The 18,162-nt window shown below is 71.7% G+C and carries 3 protein-coding genes; all 3 read left to right on the top strand.

Annotated elements, in window-relative coordinates; all coding sequences use genetic code 11:
- From ACFYOH_RS15535 to ACFYOH_RS15545, 3 genes are read left to right on the top strand one after another with little or no spacing between them, the layout of a single operon-like run.
- A complete protein-coding gene (locus ACFYOH_RS15535; protein ID WP_388625844.1) occupies nt 1-1,050 on the top strand; it encodes a TauD/TfdA family dioxygenase in 1,050 nt (349 codons plus the stop codon).
- An 18-nt stretch (nt 1,051-1,068) separates the two neighbouring features.
- Nucleotides 1,069-5,754: an amino acid adenylation domain-containing protein gene (locus tag ACFYOH_RS15540; RefSeq protein ID WP_388625846.1), complete on the top strand. Its 4,686-nt coding sequence runs from the start codon at nt 1,069-1,071 to the stop codon at nt 5,752-5,754.
- Entirely contained in the window at nt 5,751-18,158 is a 12,408-nt protein-coding gene (locus tag ACFYOH_RS15545; RefSeq protein ID WP_388625848.1) for an amino acid adenylation domain-containing protein, read from the top strand. Before ACFYOH_RS15540 ends, ACFYOH_RS15545 begins: the two co-directional genes overlap by 4 nt.
- The last annotated feature ends 4 nt before the right edge of the window (nt 18,159-18,162 follow it).

Raw genomic sequence — 18,162 nt, forward strand, 5'->3', positions numbered from 1 at the left:
ATGACACATCGCCTCGACGGGCCGGCAGCGTTCGGCCGCAGGCGTCGGGAGGCCGTGAGCCTGTCGTCGGGCTCGCTGGTCACGGCGACGCCGTTGCTGGACGGCCCGGCCGGACCGATATGGCTGCGCCCCGCCGTCGACGGCGTCAATCTGCTGGCTTGGGCCGACAGCAACAGGGAGGCGATCCGCGGCCATCTGCGCACGCAGGGGGCAGTGCTGTTCCGCGGATTCGCGCCCCTTCGCACCGTGGCCGAGTTCGAGCAGCTGATCGGCGGCATCGCCGGGAGCGAGCTGCTGAGCTATTCCTACGCATCCACCCCGCGCACCAAGGTGTCGGGTGGTGTCTACACCTCGACCGAGTACCCGGCGCATCAGGAGATCCCGCTCCACAACGAGATGGCCTACGCCCGGCAGTGGCCGATGAAGCTCGGCTTCTACAGCATCAAGGCCGCGGAGCGCGGCGGCGAGACGCCGCTCGCGGACAGCCGACGGGTGCTGCGCGCCATCCCGGCAAAGGTCCGGGACCGATTCACCGAGCTCGGCGTGATGTACGTCCGGAACTATGGCGAGGGCGTGGACCTGTCCTGGCAGGACGTGTTCGGTACCGGGGACCGCGCGGAGGTGGAGGCGTTCTGCCGCCGCGCCGGCATCGAGTTCGAGTGGAAGCCGGGGGACGGGCTGCGCACCCGGCAGGTGTGTCACGCCACGCTGAAGCACCCGGAGACCGGCGAAGAGGTGTGGTTCAACCAGGCGCACCTCTTCCACGTGTCGAACCTCCCCGCCCAGGTGCGCAGCTCGCTTCTGGAGACCACTGCCGAGGAGGACCTGCCGCGCAACGCCTACTACGGCGACGGATCACCCATCGACCCAGCAGACCTGACGGAGGTCCGGGAGGCGCTGCGCCGCGAGGAGATCGCGTTTCCGTGGCAGGACGGTGACGTCACGGTGGTGGAGAACATGCTCGTGGCGCACGGAAGACGTCCCTTCGCAGGTGCGCGCCGCCTGGTGGTGGGCATGGCCGAGTCGTACGCCGCCGACGCGGCCGCCTAGAGGAGGACTGAAGAACCGATGGATGGCTACCGGCTGTCGCCGCAGCAGAAGCGCCTCTGGCTGCTCCAGGAGACTCACCCGGACGACCGCTACTTCTCGCTGGCCGAGGTGGACCTCGCGCCCGGAAGTGGCGAGTCGGACCCGTCGGGGCTGAAGGCCGCGCTGGAGGGCCTCGTGCAGCGGCACGAGGTGCTGCGAACCGTGCTCAGGAGCCTGCCGGGGGTCGAGGTACCCCTGCAGGTGATCGAGGAAGGATCGCCGGTGGACCTTGTCGTGCACGACTTGGCCGAGCACGGGACGGACGGTGCTGACGCGGCCTGGGCGCAGGTGCGCGACGCGCGGTCGCGGGAGCCCTTCGACCCCGCGTCGGGGCCCCGGCTGCGGGCGGACCTGGCTGTGATGCCCGGTGGCGGCTCCCGGCTCCTGCTCGTGCTGCCCGCTGCCGCGGCGGACACGGCCACCCTGCATGTACTGCTGAGTGACCTTCAGCGTCTGTGGCACGGCGGCGTCGGTGGACCGCCGCAGGACGTCTCCGACGCCGAGGAAGTGCTGCAGTACGCCGACGCCGCGGAGTGGCAGTGGGATCTCCTCGAGGCCGAGGAGACGGCGGTGGGGCGCGCCTTCTGGAACGCCAGGACCCCTGCGCTTCCGGTGACGGAGCCGCTGCCCTTCGAACGTCCGGTGGCCGCGACGGGGTTCCGCCCGGCCGCATACGCGCTGTCGGTCGAAGCGGCGGTCGCGGACCGCGTGCGCGAATTCTCCGCTCTCGCGCAGGTCCCGGTACGGACGGTGCTGCTGACGGCCTGGCAGCTGCTATTTCAGCGGATCAACGGGGACGAGGTGCTGTTCGCGCTGATGGGGGAAGGCCGGCCGCACGCGGAGATGAGCGGCGCGGCGGGGCCGTATGCCCAGGCGCTTGCGTACGTGGCCCGGCGGGCGGAGGGCGAGACGTTCCTCGAGGCGGTCGCGCACACCGAGCGGCTGGTGGCTGAGCTGCTGGCCCAGCAGGAATACCACGACGCTGCGGCGGCGGAGGGCAGGCCGGTGGCCCGGCTCGCCTTCGAATGGAGCGAGCCCCAGGTTTTCGGCGAGACGGACGGCGGCTGGCGCGTGCGGACGGCGGCCGCTTACCCGGAGCCGTTTACCCTGCGCCTCGCCGCAGCGGTGGCCGGCGGGCGTCTCAAGGCTGTCGTGCACTACAACGCCTCGTACCTGACGGAGGACCAGGTCGGGCGCCTGGCCGAGATGTACATGACGCTGCTGGAGTCCGCGCTGGCGAAGCCCGGGGCGGACTGCGCGGCGCTGGCGATGACAGGCCCGCAGGAGCGCAGGCGCGTGCTCGCCGCGGCCGAGCCGAGGCGGTCGCCTGGTGAGCCGGCTGGGTTTGTGCATGAGCGGTTTGCTGGGTGGGCGGGGCGGGTGCCGGGTGCGGTGGCGGTGGTGGCGGGGGATGGGGTGTTGTCGTATGGGGAGTTGGAGGGTTGGTCGAATCGGTTGGCGTGGTGTTTGCGGGGGTTGGGTGTGGGGGCTGAGGTGCGGGTGGGTGTGGTGGCGGGGCGGTCGGTTGGGTTTGTGGTGGGTTTGTTGGGTGTGTTGAAGGCGGGTGGTGTGTTTGTGCCGTTGGATCCGGGGGTGCCGGTGGGGCGGCGGAGGGTGATGGTGGAGGAGGCTGGTCTGGGGTTTGTGGTGGGTGGTTTGGGTGATGTGGCTGGTTTGGGTGAGGGTGTTGTGGGGGTGGATGTGTGGGGTGAGGGGGTGGCTGGGTGTTCGTCGGATCCGGTGGGTTCTTCGGGTTCGGTGGGTTCTTCGGGTTCGGTGGGTTCTTCGGGTTCGGGGGTTTCGTCGTCGGGTGCGGTGGGTGTGTTGGGGGGTGAGCAGTTGGCGTATGTGGTGTTCACGTCGGGGTCGACGGGGGTGCCGAAGGGTGCGTGTGTGACGCATGGGGGGTTGGCTGAGTATGTGGGGGGTGTGGGGTGGGTGGGGGGGCGGGGGTCGGGTGCGGTGTTCGGGGTGGTGTCGTCGTTGGGGGCGGATCTGGGGTTCACGGCGGTGTTTTCTGCGTTGTGTTCGGGGGGTGTGCTGCATGTGCTGCCGGAGGAGTGTGTGGGGGATCCGGTGGAGTTCGGGGGGTATTTGGCCCGGCATGGGGTGGATTGTGTGAAGGTGACGCCGTCGTTGGTGCGGGCGTTGGTCGAGGGTGGTCGTGGGTTGGGTGTGGAGGGTGTGGGTGTGTGGGTGGTGGGGGGTGAGGCGCTGGACTGGGCTGTGGTGCGGGGGCTGCGTGAGGTGGCGCCGGGGTGCCGGGTGGTGAATCACTATGGGCCGACGGAGACGACGGTGGGGGTGTTGGCGTTCGAGGTGGGGGACTCGCTTGATGAGGTTGATGGGTCCGTTACGGGCTCTGATGGTGTGGTGGGTTCGGTGCCGTTGGGGTGGGGTCTGGGTGGTGCGCGGGTGGTGGTGCTGGATGAGTGGTTGAGGCCGGTTCCGGTGTGGGTCGAGGGTGAGGTGTATGTGGGGGGTGCTGGTGTGGCGCGGGGTTATGTGGGTGGTGGTGGTGTGTCGGGGGAGCGGTTTGTGGCGGATCCGGTGGGTGGTGGGGGTGGTCGGTTGTATCGGACGGGGGATCGGGCGCGGCGTTTGGGTGGGGGGGAGTTGGTGTTTGTCGGGCGTGGCGATGATCAGGTGAAGGTGCGGGGTTTCCGGGTGGAGCCGGGTGAGGTGGCGTCGGTGTTGGGCGCGCATCCCCTGGTGGGTGGGGTTGTGGTGGTGGGGGTTGGTGCGGGTGTGGGGGTGCGGTTGGTGGCTTATGGGGTGTGGGAGGGGGTGGGTGAGGAGGAGTTGCGGGAGTGGTGTGGGCGGTTTTTGCCGGGCTATATGGTGCCGTCGGTGTTTGTGGGGTTGGAGCGGTTGCCGGTGACGTCGAATGGAAAGGTGGATCGGTCGGCGTTGCCGGCGGTTTCGGTGACGGCTTCTCAGGGTGTCGGTGGCGGTGGGGTGTTCGAGGCTCCGGCGGGTGTGGTGGAGGAGTTGTTGGCGGGGGTGTGGTGTGAGGTGTTGGGGGTGGAGCGGGTTGGGCGTTGGGATGATTTTTTTGTGTTGGGCGGGGATTCGATTATGTCGATTCAGGTGGTGGCGCGGGCGGCGCGTTTGGGGTTGGGGTTGTCGACGCGGTTGTTGTTCCGTCATCGGTCGGTGGGGGCGTTGGCGCCGTTTGTGGGTGGGGGATCGGGTGGGGTGTTGGGTGAGCAGGGGGTGGTGTCGGGTTCGGTGGTGCTGACGCCGGTGGTGCGGTGGTTTGTGGAGGGGGGTGGTCCGGTCGGTTTTTACAACCAGGCGGTGTGGTTGCGGGTGTCTGGTGGGGTTGATGTGGGTGTGTTGGGGCGGGTGTTGGTGGGGTTGGTGGGGCATCACGATGCGTTGCGGTTGCGGTTGGTGAGGGATGGGGTGGGTGGCTGGGCTCTGGAGGGTGTGGGTGTGGGGGGTGTGGTGGAGCGGCTGGTGTTGGGGGTGGTGGATCTGTCGGGGGTGCCGGAGGGGTTGAGGGGGGATGTGCCGGGGGTGTTGGAGGGGTTTGCGGGTGCTGTGGGTGAGGGTGTGGAGGTGGGATCGGGGTGTTTGTTGCGGGGGTTGGTGGTGAGGTTGGGGGGTGAGGATCGGGTGTTGTTGGTGGTGCATCATTTGGGGGTGGACGGGGTTTCGTGGCGGGTGTTGCTGGAGGATCTGGGGCTGGGGTACGGGCAGTTGATGTCGGGGGATGTGCTGCGGTTCCCGGTGAAGACCACGTCGTTCCAAACCTGGGCCCAACACCTCGACGAGCTGGCCCAGTCGCCTGAATTACTCAAGCAGCTTCCGCATTGGGAAGACACGCTTTCCGAAATACAGGGAGAGTTGCCACGGGGCGCCGACTACGGTGAATTCGGTGATGCCCGCCTCGTCGGCGCTGAGCTGGATTCCGACAAGACCGCGGCGTTGTTGCGCGCATCCCATGGCATCACCGCGCTCGATCTGATCGCTACCGCCCTCGCCGACACGATCGCGGAATGGACCGGTATACCGGACACCGCAATCGACCTGGAGGGCCACGGCCGCGACAGCGACGACGCAGACCTCGACGTCTCGCGCACGGTGGGGTGGTTCACCACCATCTACCCGGTGCGGCTGTCGTCCGTCGCCGGTGACACGCCTCTCCAGGCGGCCCGGCGGACGGCGGGGCGGCTCGACGAGCCGAACCGGCTGGCGGACGGCCCCGTCGGCTACGGGCTGCTGCGCTACGGCCGGAGCGACGCATCGACGGACGGGCTGCGCGCCCTCCCGGCACCGGCCCTGCGCCTGAACTATCTGGGCCGGCCGACCGACGGAGCCGCCTGTGCCCCCTTCGAACTACTCACTGGCAGCACGGGTCCCGGCCAGCACCCCCGAGGCCGGCGACGGTACCTCCTGGACATCATCGCCGTGGTCCTGGATGGCCGGCTGCGCTTCAGCTGGTCGCACCACCCGGGCCGACACGAACCGGGAGAGGTTCAGCAGTTGGCCGATCGCGTGCTGGACCGGCTGTCGGCGTTGGTCGCTGCGTGCCGGGCGGAGGCACCCGACATGGACGGCCTGAGCGCCGACTTCGCCGAGGCCGGTCTCAGCGACGAAGAACTCGACGGGCTACTGGACCAATTGGATGACGTCTTCACGGAGGACAGCGGGGAATGACAAGTCAGACCGGTGCGGCAGGCCGACGTGTCGAGCGGATCCACACTCTCTCCCCGCTGCAGCAGGGACTGCTTTTCCACAGCATGCTCGGGTCGGGCGCGGACTCCTACCTCGAACAGGTCTCCTGCCGGCTCGACGGACCGCTGGACTCGACGGCGTTCCGGGAGGCGTGGACACGGGTGATGGCCCGGCACGGCATCCTGAGGACCTCGATCCACTGGACCGACCAGGCGCAGGCCCGCCAGGTGGTCCACCGGAAAGTGGCGCTGCCGTGGACCGAACATGACTGGCGCCGGCTTCCCGCGGCCGAGCAGGAGGGCAGGCTTGAGGCCCTGGCGCACGAGGACTGGATCCGGGGGTTCGACCTCGCACGCCCGCCGCTGATGCGTCTGACGCTCGTCCGGCTCGCCGACGACGTCCATCAACTGGTGTGGAGCAACCACCATTTGATCCTCGACGGCTGGTCGCGCGCGCAGGTCTACCAGGAGGTGCTCACCTACTACCGTGCCGCGCTCTCCGGCCGTCCGGTCTCCCTGCCCACGGCCCCCGATACCGGTGACTACCTGGCCTGGCTGCGCGCGCAGGACGCGGCGGAGGCGGAGTCCTTCTGGCGCACCGAGCTGGCGGGGATCGAGGCTGCCACGCCGCTGCCCGCCGCTTCCCCGGCGGCGGATGCGACCGGGGCCGGTCGCGAGGTGGTCGACCTGAGCCTGCCTCAGGAGGTCGGCGCCGCACTGCGAGAGACGGGACGTCGGCACGGGCTGACGATGAGTACCCTCGTGCACGCGGCCTGGGCCCTGCTCCTGGGCCGCTACTCGGGCGAGTCGGACGTCCTGTTCGGAAGCACGGTCGCCGGCAGGCCCTACGACCTTCCCGGGGCCGAGCGGATGGTCGGCCTGTTCATCAACACCCTGCCGGTGCGCCTGGGCCTGCCCCGAGGGGCCTCGACCGTCGCCTGGCTGCGCGATTGCCAGGATCGTATGGCCGCCGTCGGGCAGTACGCCTACAGCGCGCTTTCCGATATCCAGGGCTGGAGCGGTATACCCCGCGGCGCGCCGCTGTTCGAGAACATCGTCGTCGTCGAGAACTTCCCCTTGCGAGCCCAGGACACGTCGCCCGACGACGGGCCGGTGCTCGGGGACGTGCAGGCCCGCGTCCAGACCCATTACCCCCTCACCCTAGTGGCGGCCCCGGGCGATCGGCTGGAGCTGCGGCTCGCCTATGACGTCGCCCGCTATGACGCCACTGTCGCCGAGCGGCTGCTGACCCAGCTGGGCCGGCTGCTTGCCGGGATCGCGGCCGACCCGGAGGGCCCCGTCGACGCTCTGCGGATGCTCACCGCCGAGGACGAAGAGCTCCTCGCCGCGCTGGCGGATGGCGGCCCCGCGGCCCGGTCAGGGTATCGGCCCCTCCCAGCGCTGATCGCGGAGCGACTTGCCTCCCGTCCGGACGCCGTCGCCGTGGTGGCCGGGGAGCGGCACATGACCAACGGCGCGCTGTTGGCAGAGGCCGGTCGGCTGGCCCACCTGCTCCGCAGCCGCGGGACCGGCCCCGAGGTCCCGGTAGCGGTGAACCTGGAGCGCTCCGCCGACCTCGTCGTCGTACTCCTCGCAATCTGGCTGGCCGGTGCGCCGTACCTGCCCATCGACCCGGATTACCCCGCGGAGCGGCTGGCCTACCTGCTGGCCGACAGCGGGGCACGCATCTTGATCACCCGCCGCGGCCTGGCCCCGGCCGGCCTGCCGGACGAGGCACTGCTGTGCCTGGACGACCCGCGGGTGGTTGCCGAGCTGGCCGGGCAGCCCGTCGCACCGCCGGCCGTCCGCGGTCCCGCGCCGCAGTCACCCGCCTACCTCGTGTACACCTCCGGCTCCACCGGCCGGCCCAAGGGCGTCACCGTCACCCACGCCGGCCTGAGCAACCTGGTCGCCTGGCAGGAGGACGAATTCGGACTGGGCCCGGACGACCGGGTCAGCCAGGCCATCGGACCGGCCTTCGACCCCTACGGCCTGGAGGTCTGGCCCGCGCTGAGCGCGGGGGCACGCCTGCACGTGCTGGACGAGGCCGAGCGGGTCCGGCCGGACCTCTTGCCGGCCTGGCTGCACGAGCAGGGCTGCACCGTGACGATTCTGCCGGTCGCGCTGGCCGAGCAGGCGCTCGCCGCCGACTGGCCGCAAGGTTCGGCCCTGCGCCACATGGTGAGCGGTGGGGACCGCCTGCACGCCCGGCCCGCGCCGGGATTGCCGTTCCGACTGGTGAACAACTACGGCCCCACCGAGGCGACGGTGGTGGGGACCTGGTGCACCGTCACGCCGGCCCCGGCCTCGTCCGGGCTACCGCCGATCGGCCGGCCCATCGCCGGAGTCCGCGCGCATGTGCTTGACGGCCTGCAGCGCCCCGTGCCGCAGGGCGCCGTCGGCGAACTCTTCCTCGGCGGTGCCGGGGTGGCCCGGGGCTACCACGGCCGCCCGGGTCAGACCGCCGCCTCGTTCGTCCCGGACCCGTTCTCCCCGGTCCCTGGGGCACGGCTGTACCGCACAGGTGACCGGGTGCGCCTGCTGCCCGATGGCCAACTGGAGTTTCTCGGCCGCGGGGACCGGCAGGTGAGCGTGCGCGGCCACCGCATCGAGCCCGCGGAGATCGAGGCGGTGCTGCTGTCCCACGAGGAAGTCCGAGCGGCCGCGGTGGTGGTCCGGCCCGATGCCTCGGGTGGCGGGTCCCTGATCGCCTTCGCGGTGCCCGTGCCCGGAAGCAGGCCGGCCGGGCTGCGCGAGTACTGCGGCGCCCACATGCCCAGGCATCAGGTTCCGGCCGCGGTCGTCCTTTTGGACGAGCTTCCGCTGACGCCGAACGGCAAGCTCGACGAGGCCCGGCTGCCGGCCCCTGACGACGGTGCCCGGCGGGCGGCCCCGAGCACACCCACCGAGGAGCTCATCGCCGGGGTGTGGGAGAAGATCCTGGGCATCCGCGAACCCGGCGTGCACGAGGACTTCTTTGCCCTCGGCGGGCACTCCCTGCTGGCCGCGCAGATCCACAACCGGGTGTGCTCGATCTTCCGGGTCGAGCTCCCCTTGCGCACGCTCTTCTCCGCGTCGACCATCGCCGGGCTGGCCCGCGAAGTCGACGCCCGCAGAGCGATGGCCCGCTCGGAGCCGCGGCCGCTGGTGGCCGGTCCGCGTCCGGAGGTGCTGCCGCTGTCCTCCGCACAGAAACGGGTCTGGTTCTTCGAGGAGTTCGAGCCGGGCAATCCGCTGTACAGCATCAGCAACGCGGCCCGCCTCGTCGGCCGCCTGGACGTCGCGGCGCTGGCCGCGAGCGTGACGGCCGTGGTGGCCCGGCACGAGACGCTGCGCACCACCTTCGTCACCGTCGACGGCGAACCGCGCCAGGTGGTCGCCTCCCCCAAGCCCGTCCCACTGCCCGTCGTCGACCTGCGCGGAGTGGACGAGAACCGACGAGACGGCGTGTTGCGGGAACTGGCCGCGGCCGAAGCCGCGCTGCCGTTCGATCTGGCCCGTGGCCCCATGCTGAGGCTGGTGCTGGTATCGCTGTCGGCAGCGGAGCATGTCCTGCTGCTGACCTTCCACCACATCGTGGCGGACGGCTGGTCGATGAAGGTGCTGCTGGACGAGCTGACGGCCGGTTACTCCGCGGCGTTGCAGGACTCGGACGAGAGCGGCCCCCGGCGACACGAGCTGCCGGACCTGAGCGTTCAGTACGCCGACTACGCACTGTGGCAACGCGACGCCCTGAACGAGGCCGGCCTGCGCCAGCACCTGGACTACTGGCACGAGAAGCTGCGCGGTATCCCGCCGCTGCTCGCGCTGCCCACGGATCGCCCGCGCCCGCAGACCCTGCGGTACGAGGGCGCCGCCCATGCCTTCACCGTCCCGGAGCCCGTCAGCCGGGCGGTGGACGCGCTGGCGCGGCGGTTGGGCGCCACTCCCTTCATGGTGCTGCTGGCTGCCTTCCAGGTGGTTCTGGCCCGCTACAGCGGGAGTGACGACATCGTGGTGGGCACCCCGGTGGCCAACCGCCCTCTGCCCGAGACCGAGCCGATGATCGGGCTGTTCGCCAACACCCTCGCCCTGCGCACCGATTTGAGCGGTGACCCGGACTTCGCCCGGCTCGTCGGCCGCGTGCGCGACGTGTGCCTGGAGGCCTACACCCACCAGGAGGCACCGTTCGAGCAGTTGGTGGAGGAGCTGAGCCCGACCCGGGATCTGAGCTATTCGCCACTGGTCCAGGTCATGTGCAACTACCAGCGAGTGGACGAGACCGTGCGGCGATGGCCCGGTCTGGAGGTGCGTCCCTGGGAGTCGGCACCAGGCCGCGGCAAGACCAAGTTCGACCTCACCATGAACCTCAATGAGGCACCGGGCGTGTTGTCCGGCAGCCTGGAGTACAACACCGACCTCTTCGAACCCGCCACCATTGCGCGGATGACCCGCCACTTCCTCACCGTGCTGGAGACCCTGGCGGCGCGCCCGGACACGAGGCTGAGCGCGCTGAGCATGCTCGGCGCGGACGAGCAGCGGCAGATCCTTCAGGAGTGGAGCCGGACGCCCGCCCCGGGCGCGCCGGTGCTCGACCTGGTCCAGCTGATCGCGGACCAGGCCGCGCGCACCCCCGACGCCGTGGCGCTGGTCCTCGGCGCCTATCAGCTCACCTACGCCGCCTTGCTGGCCCGGGTCGATCGGCTGGCGCGGCGGCTGCGCGCACGGGGTGTCGGCCCTGACGTCGCCGTCGGCGTGGCTCTTGAGCGGTCGTCGGAGAGCGTGCTGAGCATGCTCGCCGTGATGCGCGCGGGCGGCGCCTACGTGCCGCTCGACCCTGGCTACCCCGTGGACCGCCTTGCGTTCATGGTGCGCGACAGCGGGCTGCGTCTCGTGCTCACCCGCGGTGAACTGGCTGCGCGCCTCCCGCTCGACGGTGTTCCCGTCCTCCTGCTGGAGGACCGGCACGAGGCAGTGGACGGGGCCGCGACCGACCCCGCGCCGCCCGGCTGCACCGCCCTGGACCGGCTCGCCTACCTCATCTACACCTCGGGTTCCACCGGCACCCCGAAGGGCGCCATGGTCTCCCACCGCGGCATCGCCGCGTTCGCCCTCGCCCTGCGTGGCGCCCTGGAACTCGGATCCCGCAGCAGGGTGCTGCAGTTCGCCTCCACCAGCTTCGACGCGTCGATATTGGAGATGGTGGCGGCGCTGACCTCCGGCGGCTGCCTCGTGGTCGCCGACGCCGAGCACCGGATGCCCGGCCCCGGCCTGATCGAGCTGCTGAACGAGCAGGCCGTCACCGCCACGCTGCTGCCTCCCTCCGTCCTCGCGGCGCTGTCCGGGAGCGAGCTGCCCGCCCTGCGGACCCTGGCAGTGGGCGGCGAGGCCTGTCCCCAGGAGGTGGTGGATCGCTGGGCGCCCGGCCGGCGCCTGGTCAATCTGTACGGTCCCACCGAGGCGACCGTCTGGTCCACCTTCACCGAGTGCCGCGCCGGAGAGCCGGTCACCATCGGCCGTCCGATCGCGGGAACGCGCGTCTACGTCCTGGACCGGCGGATGCGGCCGGTGCCCGTCGGCGTGCCCGGCGAGCTCTATCTGGGCGGTGGCGGACTCGCCCGCGGCTACCTGGGCCGCCCCGGTCTCAGCGCGGACCGGTTCGTGCCCGACCCCTTCGACCCGGCGCCCGGCGCCCGGCTCTACCGCACCGGTGACCTGGTGCGGTTCCTCCCCGGCGGCTTACTGGCCTACCTGGGCAGGACCGACGAGCAGGTGAAGATCCGCGGTTTCCGGATCGAACCGGGCGAGATCGAGACCGTCCTGAACCGCCACCCTGCGATCCAGGAGTCCGTGGTCACCGCCCGGCGGGAGGCGAGCGGCGGCGCCCGGCTGGTCGCCCACGTGGTGCCCCGGGAGCAGGTGGGGGAGGCGGAGCTGCGCGACTTCTGTGCCCGCAAGCTCCCCAATCACATGGTTCCGGCGGCCTTCGTCCTGCTCGACGCCCTGCCGACGACCCCCAGCGGCAAGGTGGACCGCAACCGGCTGCCGGCGCCAACGGCGGCCGCCGGCGCACCGTCCACCGACACGGACGACGGTGGCGACGCCACGCCGCGAACTCCCGCCGAGCAGACCCTGGTCGCGATCTGGGCCGAAGTACTCGGCGTCGAACGGATCGCCCCCGACCAGAACTTCTTCGCCCTGGGCGGCGACTCCATCCTGAGTATCCAAGTGGTCTCGAAGGCAACCCGGGCCGGACTCCCCGTAACCCCGAAGCTGCTCTTCGAACACCCCACCGTCGCCGAACTGGCGGAGGCAGTGACGGCCTCGGCCGCCCCGGACGGGCCGGGGACGCCCCGGACGCAGACTGCCGGCGGGGCCGAGCGGGCCGCCGCCATCGGCCCGATCCGGCCCACACCCGTGCAGCGATGGTTCCTCGACCGCGCTGCGGCCGTGCCCCACCACTTCAACCAGTCGCTGATGCTGCGGCTGCGCAAGCCCGTGCCGCCCAGCGTCCTGAAGGGAGCCCTGCAGGAGCTGGTCGGGCACCACGACGCCCTCCGGCTGCGGGTGCTGCCCGGCACGGACGGCCCCGCGCTGGAGGTGGCAGGACGGCAGGTGCTGCCGGACAGCCTGCTGACGACGGTGGACCTCAGCACGCTGCCGGTCGCCGAGCAGTCTGCTGCCCTCGCTCGGCTGACCGACCGCGTGCAGGCCGGGCTCGACCTGTCCGCCGGCTGCCTGATACGCGCCCTTTACGTCCGGCTCGGCACGCGGCTGGGCGACCGCCTGCTGCTGGTGGCCCATCACCTCGCCGTGGACAGCGTCTCGTGGCGGATCCTGGCGGACGATCTCGCGCTTGCGCTGCGCTCGGCCGCCGACGGGCGCGAGATCAGCCTGCCCGCGAAGACCGCCTCGTTCCGCGAGTGGAGCGAGCAACTGGCGGAAAGGGCGCGGTCGGACGAGCTGGACCGCCAGATCCCGTACTGGGTGGACACACTCACCTCCGGTGCCACCGCCCTTCCGGGCCGCCCTGTCGTGGACGGGGATACGGCGGCCGACACGTACGCCGATGCCGCGAGCGAAGAGATCGTCCTCGGCGAGCGGGAGACCCGCGCGCTGATCCGCTCCGGCGGACAGGCGGCCGACGCCACGATCCAGGAGATGCTGCTGACCGCGCTGGGCCGCGCGCTCTCCGCCTGGACGGGCGCGCCGCGCGTCACAGTCGACGTGGAGGGCCACGGACGCGGCGACGGAGACCTCGATGTCTCCCGCACCGTCGGGTGGTTCACCGCCATTCACCCGCTCCTGCTGGACACCGGCGGCGATGCCCGCACCGCTCTCGCCCGGGTCCGCCAGCGGCTGCGCGACGCACCGGACCGGGGTCACGGCTACGGTCTGCTGCGCTACCACCGCTCCGACGCGGCCACCGAGCGGCTGCGCTCCCTGGCCGTCCCGGACGTCGTCTTCAACTACCTCGGCCACGTGGTCGACGCCCCGGCCGGCAGCGAGACTCCGTGGGACGCCGCCCCTGAGTCCGCCGGAGACAACCAGTCCGCGGACGAACAGCGGCCCTACCGCCTCGCGGTCGGCGCGATCGTCTCCGGCGGCCGGCTGCGCCTGCGACTGGACTACAACGTGCGGCTGCACACCAGCGCCGGGATGCGCCGACTGGCCGGACTGCTGCGCGAGGAAGTCGCGGCCGTGACGGAGGCCCGAGAAGCGGCGGACACCTACCCGCTCTCCCCGCTCCAGGAAGGCATGCTGTTCCACTGTGCCGAGGAGCCCGGCAGCGGCGTGTACATCGTCCAGCTCGCCTGCCGGCTGAGCGGCGACCTCGATCCGGAGCTGTTGCGCACCGCATGGGCCGAACTCGTCGACCACCACGAGGTGCTGCGCACCTCCTTCCTGTTCGACGGCCTGGAACGCCCGCTGCAGGTGGCGCACCGCCGTGTGCCGCCGTCCTGGAGTGAACTCGACTGGCGGGACCGGACCGACGCCGAACAGCTGTCGGCGCTGGAGGCGCTGCGGCGGGAGATCCGCTTCAACCGCTTCGACCTGTCCTCCGCCCCCCTGATCAACCTGACGCTCGTCCGGGTCGAGGACGGCGCCTGGCACATGGTCTGGACGCACCACCACATCCTGCTCGACGGCTGGTCGATGCCCCTGCTGACGAAGGAGCTGTTCGACCGCTACCAGGCGGCGCGCGATCAGCGGTTCTTCGTGCCGCCGCCGTCCCCGCCCTTCCGCGAGTACGTCGCCTGGGTGGAGCGCCAGGACCCGGCCGAGGCCGAGGAATTCTGGCGCGGCGCGCTGCGCGGCCGCAGCGGGCCCACGCCCCTGCCCGCGGGGGACCCCGCCAAGACGGAGGGCGGACCGAGCTGTGCCCAGGAGGAGATCCGGCTGTCCGAGGCGGAGACCGAGCGGGTGTACCAACTTGCCCGCGGGCTCGGACTGACGCCCAGCACGCTGGTGAACGCCGCCTGGGCGCTGCTCCTGGGCATGCACAGCGGCGACGAGGACGTCGTGTTCGGCGTCACGGTGGCCAACCGGCCCCCCGAGCTGCCCGGCGTCGAGAACATGATCGGCCTCCTGATCAACACCGTGCCGCTGCGCGTCGACGCGGGCGCCGACCAGACCGTCGGGGCCTGGCTGCGCGACCTGCACGCCCGGAGCCTGGACGTCCAGCGCTACTGCCACCACTCGCTGCTCCGGATCGCCGACTGGAGCGGGATGCCCCGCGGCCGGAGCCTGTTCGAGAGCATCGTGGTGTTCGAGAACTATCCGCCGGGCGAGGCGGCCGGCGGAGTGCCGGCCGGGCTGCGGATCGAGGACGTCCAAGGCGTCGAGCAGACAAGCTATCCGCTGACCCTGGGTTCGGCTCCAGGCCCGCAGATGCCGCTCACCCTGCTGTACGACACCGGCCGCTACCGCGCGCAGGACTGCCTGCGTCTGCTCGGGCAACTGCGCGGGCTGCTGGCCGGGATGGCGGCGGATCCCGACCGTCCGCTGCGCGAACTGCCGCTGGCCGATGAGCCCGAGCCGCGGCCGCTGCTGGACGGCCCGATCCCGTCGCGGGCCACCGAGGACACCGCGTCGGAGGACCTGCACACGCTGGTCGAACGGCAGGCCGGGCGGGCCCCCGACCGGGTCGCCGTCGTCTGGGGGGAACGACAGCTCGGCTACGGTGCGCTCAACGCGCGGGCGAACCGGCTCGCGCGGCTGCTGCGCCGGCACGGCGTGGGCCCCGAGACCCGGGTCGGACTGCTGCTCGACCGGAGCCCGGACCTGGTCGTCGCCGTCCTCGCGGTGCTCAAGGCCGGCGGGGCCTATGTGCCCGTCGATCCCGACCACCCGGCCGACCGGCGCGCACTCATCCTTGCCGACGCCGGAATCCGCGTGCTGCTGAGCGATACGGCGGACGGGCACGAGGCCGCTCCGCCGGGAGCGGTGAGCCTCGCCTTGAACGAGCTGACCCAGGAGCTGGCCGCCCAGTCGGCCGACGACCTGAGCGACGCCGTGGACCAGGGCTGCCTCGCCTATCTCATCTACACCTCAGGCTCGACAGGGCGTCCCAAGGGCGTCGGGATCACCCGCGCCGCCCTGGCCCGCGGCGTGGCGGCCTGGCTGGAGGCAGCGGGGCTGGGCGCGGCCGACCGCACTCTGCAGACCGCCAGCGCCGCCTTCGACGTCTTCACCGAGGACCTCGCACGGGCGCTCGGCTCCGCGGGCACGCTCGTGCTGTGCCCGCGCAGCCTGCTCCTCGAGCCGGCCGGCCTGCTCGCCCGGATGGACGAACAGCGGATCACCGCGGCCGAGTTCGTCCCCGTCGTGCTCCGCCACCTGACCGGGGAGGCACGCCGCGCCGGCCGGGTGCTGGACGCGCTGCGGCTGCTGGTGAGCGGCGCGGACGCGCTGCCGATGCGGGACCTGGAGCGGGCCCGCACGCTCGGCGGCCCCGGGCTGCGGCTGGTCAACTCGTACGGCGTCACCGAGGCCACCGTCGACAACACCTGGTACGTGGACCTCGCGGCCCGGGAGGAGCGGACCGACGACGCCCTCACGCCGATCGGCAGGCCCCTGCGCCACACCCGGGCGTACGTTCTCGACCACCGCGGCCGGCTACTGCCGGACGGCGTCGCCGGCGAGTTGTATCTGGGCGGCGCCGCGGTGGGCCGCGGCTACTTCGAGCGGCCGGGACTGACCGCCGGGCGCTTCCTGCCCGATCCGTTCGGCCCGCCCGGCAGCCGGCTGTATCGCACCGGCGACCGGGTGCGCCGTCGCGACGACGGCAACCTGGAGTTCCTCGGCCGTTTCGACGACCAGATCAAGCTGCGCGGTCTGCGCATAGAACCCGGCGAGGTGGAGGCCGCGCTGACGGCACATCCCGACGTCTCGGCCGCAGCCGTCGTCGTGGTGCCCGACCGGGCGGAGGCCGAATCCCGTCTGGTCGCCTTCGTGGTCGCGCCGCCGCCCACCGACGCGGACAGCGGCCGGGACACCCTGACCGCCGAGCTACGGGCAGGCGCGGCACAGCGGCTGCCCGCGGCGCTCGTCCCGACGGCCTTCGTCCGCCTGGACGCGCTGCCGGTCAGCCCGAACGGCAAGGTGGACCGCGCGGCCCTGGCCGCGCTGCCCGTGCCGCTCCCGGGCGCGGAAAGGGAGGCGGATGACGAGGAGCCGAAGACGCCCGCCGAGCGGGCGCTGGCCGCGATCTGGGCCGACGTGCTGGGTCTGGAACGCGTGGGTGTCCACGACAACTTCTTCGTCCTCGGCGGGGATTCCATCGTCAGCCTCCAGGTCGTCACCCGGGCCCGCGCCGCGGGCTGGCTGGTGCAGACCAAGCAGGTGTTCCGGCACCAGACGCTCGGTGAGCTCGCCGCAGTCGCGGTGGAGGCGGACGATGCCGCGCTCACCGGGACGGTGCAGCGCGCCGAACAGGGCGTCGTCACCGGGCGGTTCCCGGCGACCCCGATCCAGGCGGAGTTCCTCGCCGAACGCACGGGGGCGCCGGAGCACGCCAACCAGGCCGTGCTGCTCCGTGCCCGCGGACCGGTGGACCCGACGGCGCTGAACGCCGCCCTGACGGCGCTCACCCGTCACCACGACGCACTGCGCCTGCGGTTGCCGCGAACGGCGAACGGCCCGTCCTCGGACGACGGGATGACCGGGCTCATCGAACAGGCCGGTCTCGACGGCATCCCCGACCGACTGCTGCAGGTGGTGAACCTCGCCACGCTCCCGGAAAAGGACCGGTCCGCGGAGCTGGAGCGGATGGCCGCACGTGCCCAGACCGCCCTGGACCTGGCCGCCGGATGCCTGCTCGGAGCCTGGTACTTCGATCTCGGGCCGGACATTCCCGGCAGACTGCTGCTGATCGGCCATCACCTCGCGGTGGACGGGGTGTCCTGGCGGATTCTGCTGGAGGATCTGCACGAGGCCTACCGGCAGGCACTCGCCGACGGCCCGGACGTGCAGGTCGCGCTGCCGGCGAAGACCACCGCCTTCCGCGACTGGGCCCGGCACCTGCACGAGCGCGCCCAGTCCGAGGAGGTCGGCGCGGAGGCCGACCACTGGGTCTCGACGGTGCAAGCCGGAGCGCAGACCGCAGTGCCGCTCGACCTGCTGCCGCACGAGGACGAATCCCTGGAGGACGTCAACACCCGGGCCGATGCGGACTCCGTGCGGGTGAGCCTCGACGGTGAGCGGACCGCGGCGTTGCTGCGGGACGTGCCGCGGGCCTACGGGGCCCGGGTCGACGAGGTCCTGCTGACCGCGGCCACCCTGGCGTTGACCGAGGCGACGGGCGAACCGGGCGTCCTGGTCGAGCTGGAGGGCCATGGGCGCGAACAGGTGCCGGACGGGATGGACATCTCCCGCACGGTCGGCTGGTTCACCAGCGTCCACCCCGTCCATCTGGAGATAACGCCGGGGGTCTCGCCCCCCCGCGCCCTGCAGCAGGTCCGCGAGCGGCTCGCCGCGGTGCCCGGACAGGGCCTCGGCTACGGGCTGCTGCGCCATCTGCGCTCCGAGGACCCGGCGACCCGGAAGCTCGCGGAGCTGCCGACGGCCTCGATCGTCTTCAACTACCTGGGCCGTCTCGACAGCAGCTTCCGGCCCGGCGGGCTGTGGGAGCCGGCGCCGGAAGACCCCGGGCTGGCCAGGGACCCGCACGCCGTGCGTCTCCACCTGCTCGAGATCAACGCCTTCGTGCTGGGCGGGGAGCTGACTTTCACCTGGATCTACAGCCGCCGCTTGAATCACCGCAGGACCGTCGTCGACCTGGCGGAGCGCTGCCTGGAGACACTGCGCGGCCTCGCCGACGAGGCTCGCGAAGTGTCCGCCGCATCCCCGCCCGGCACCCTGTCCGCCCGCCAACTGGCCAAGCTGAACGAGCGGTTCGACGACTGACGGC

The sequence above is a fragment of the Streptomyces sp. NPDC007856 genome (genome assembly GCF_042868225.1).
Taxonomy (GTDB): domain Bacteria; phylum Actinomycetota; class Actinomycetes; order Streptomycetales; family Streptomycetaceae; genus Streptomyces.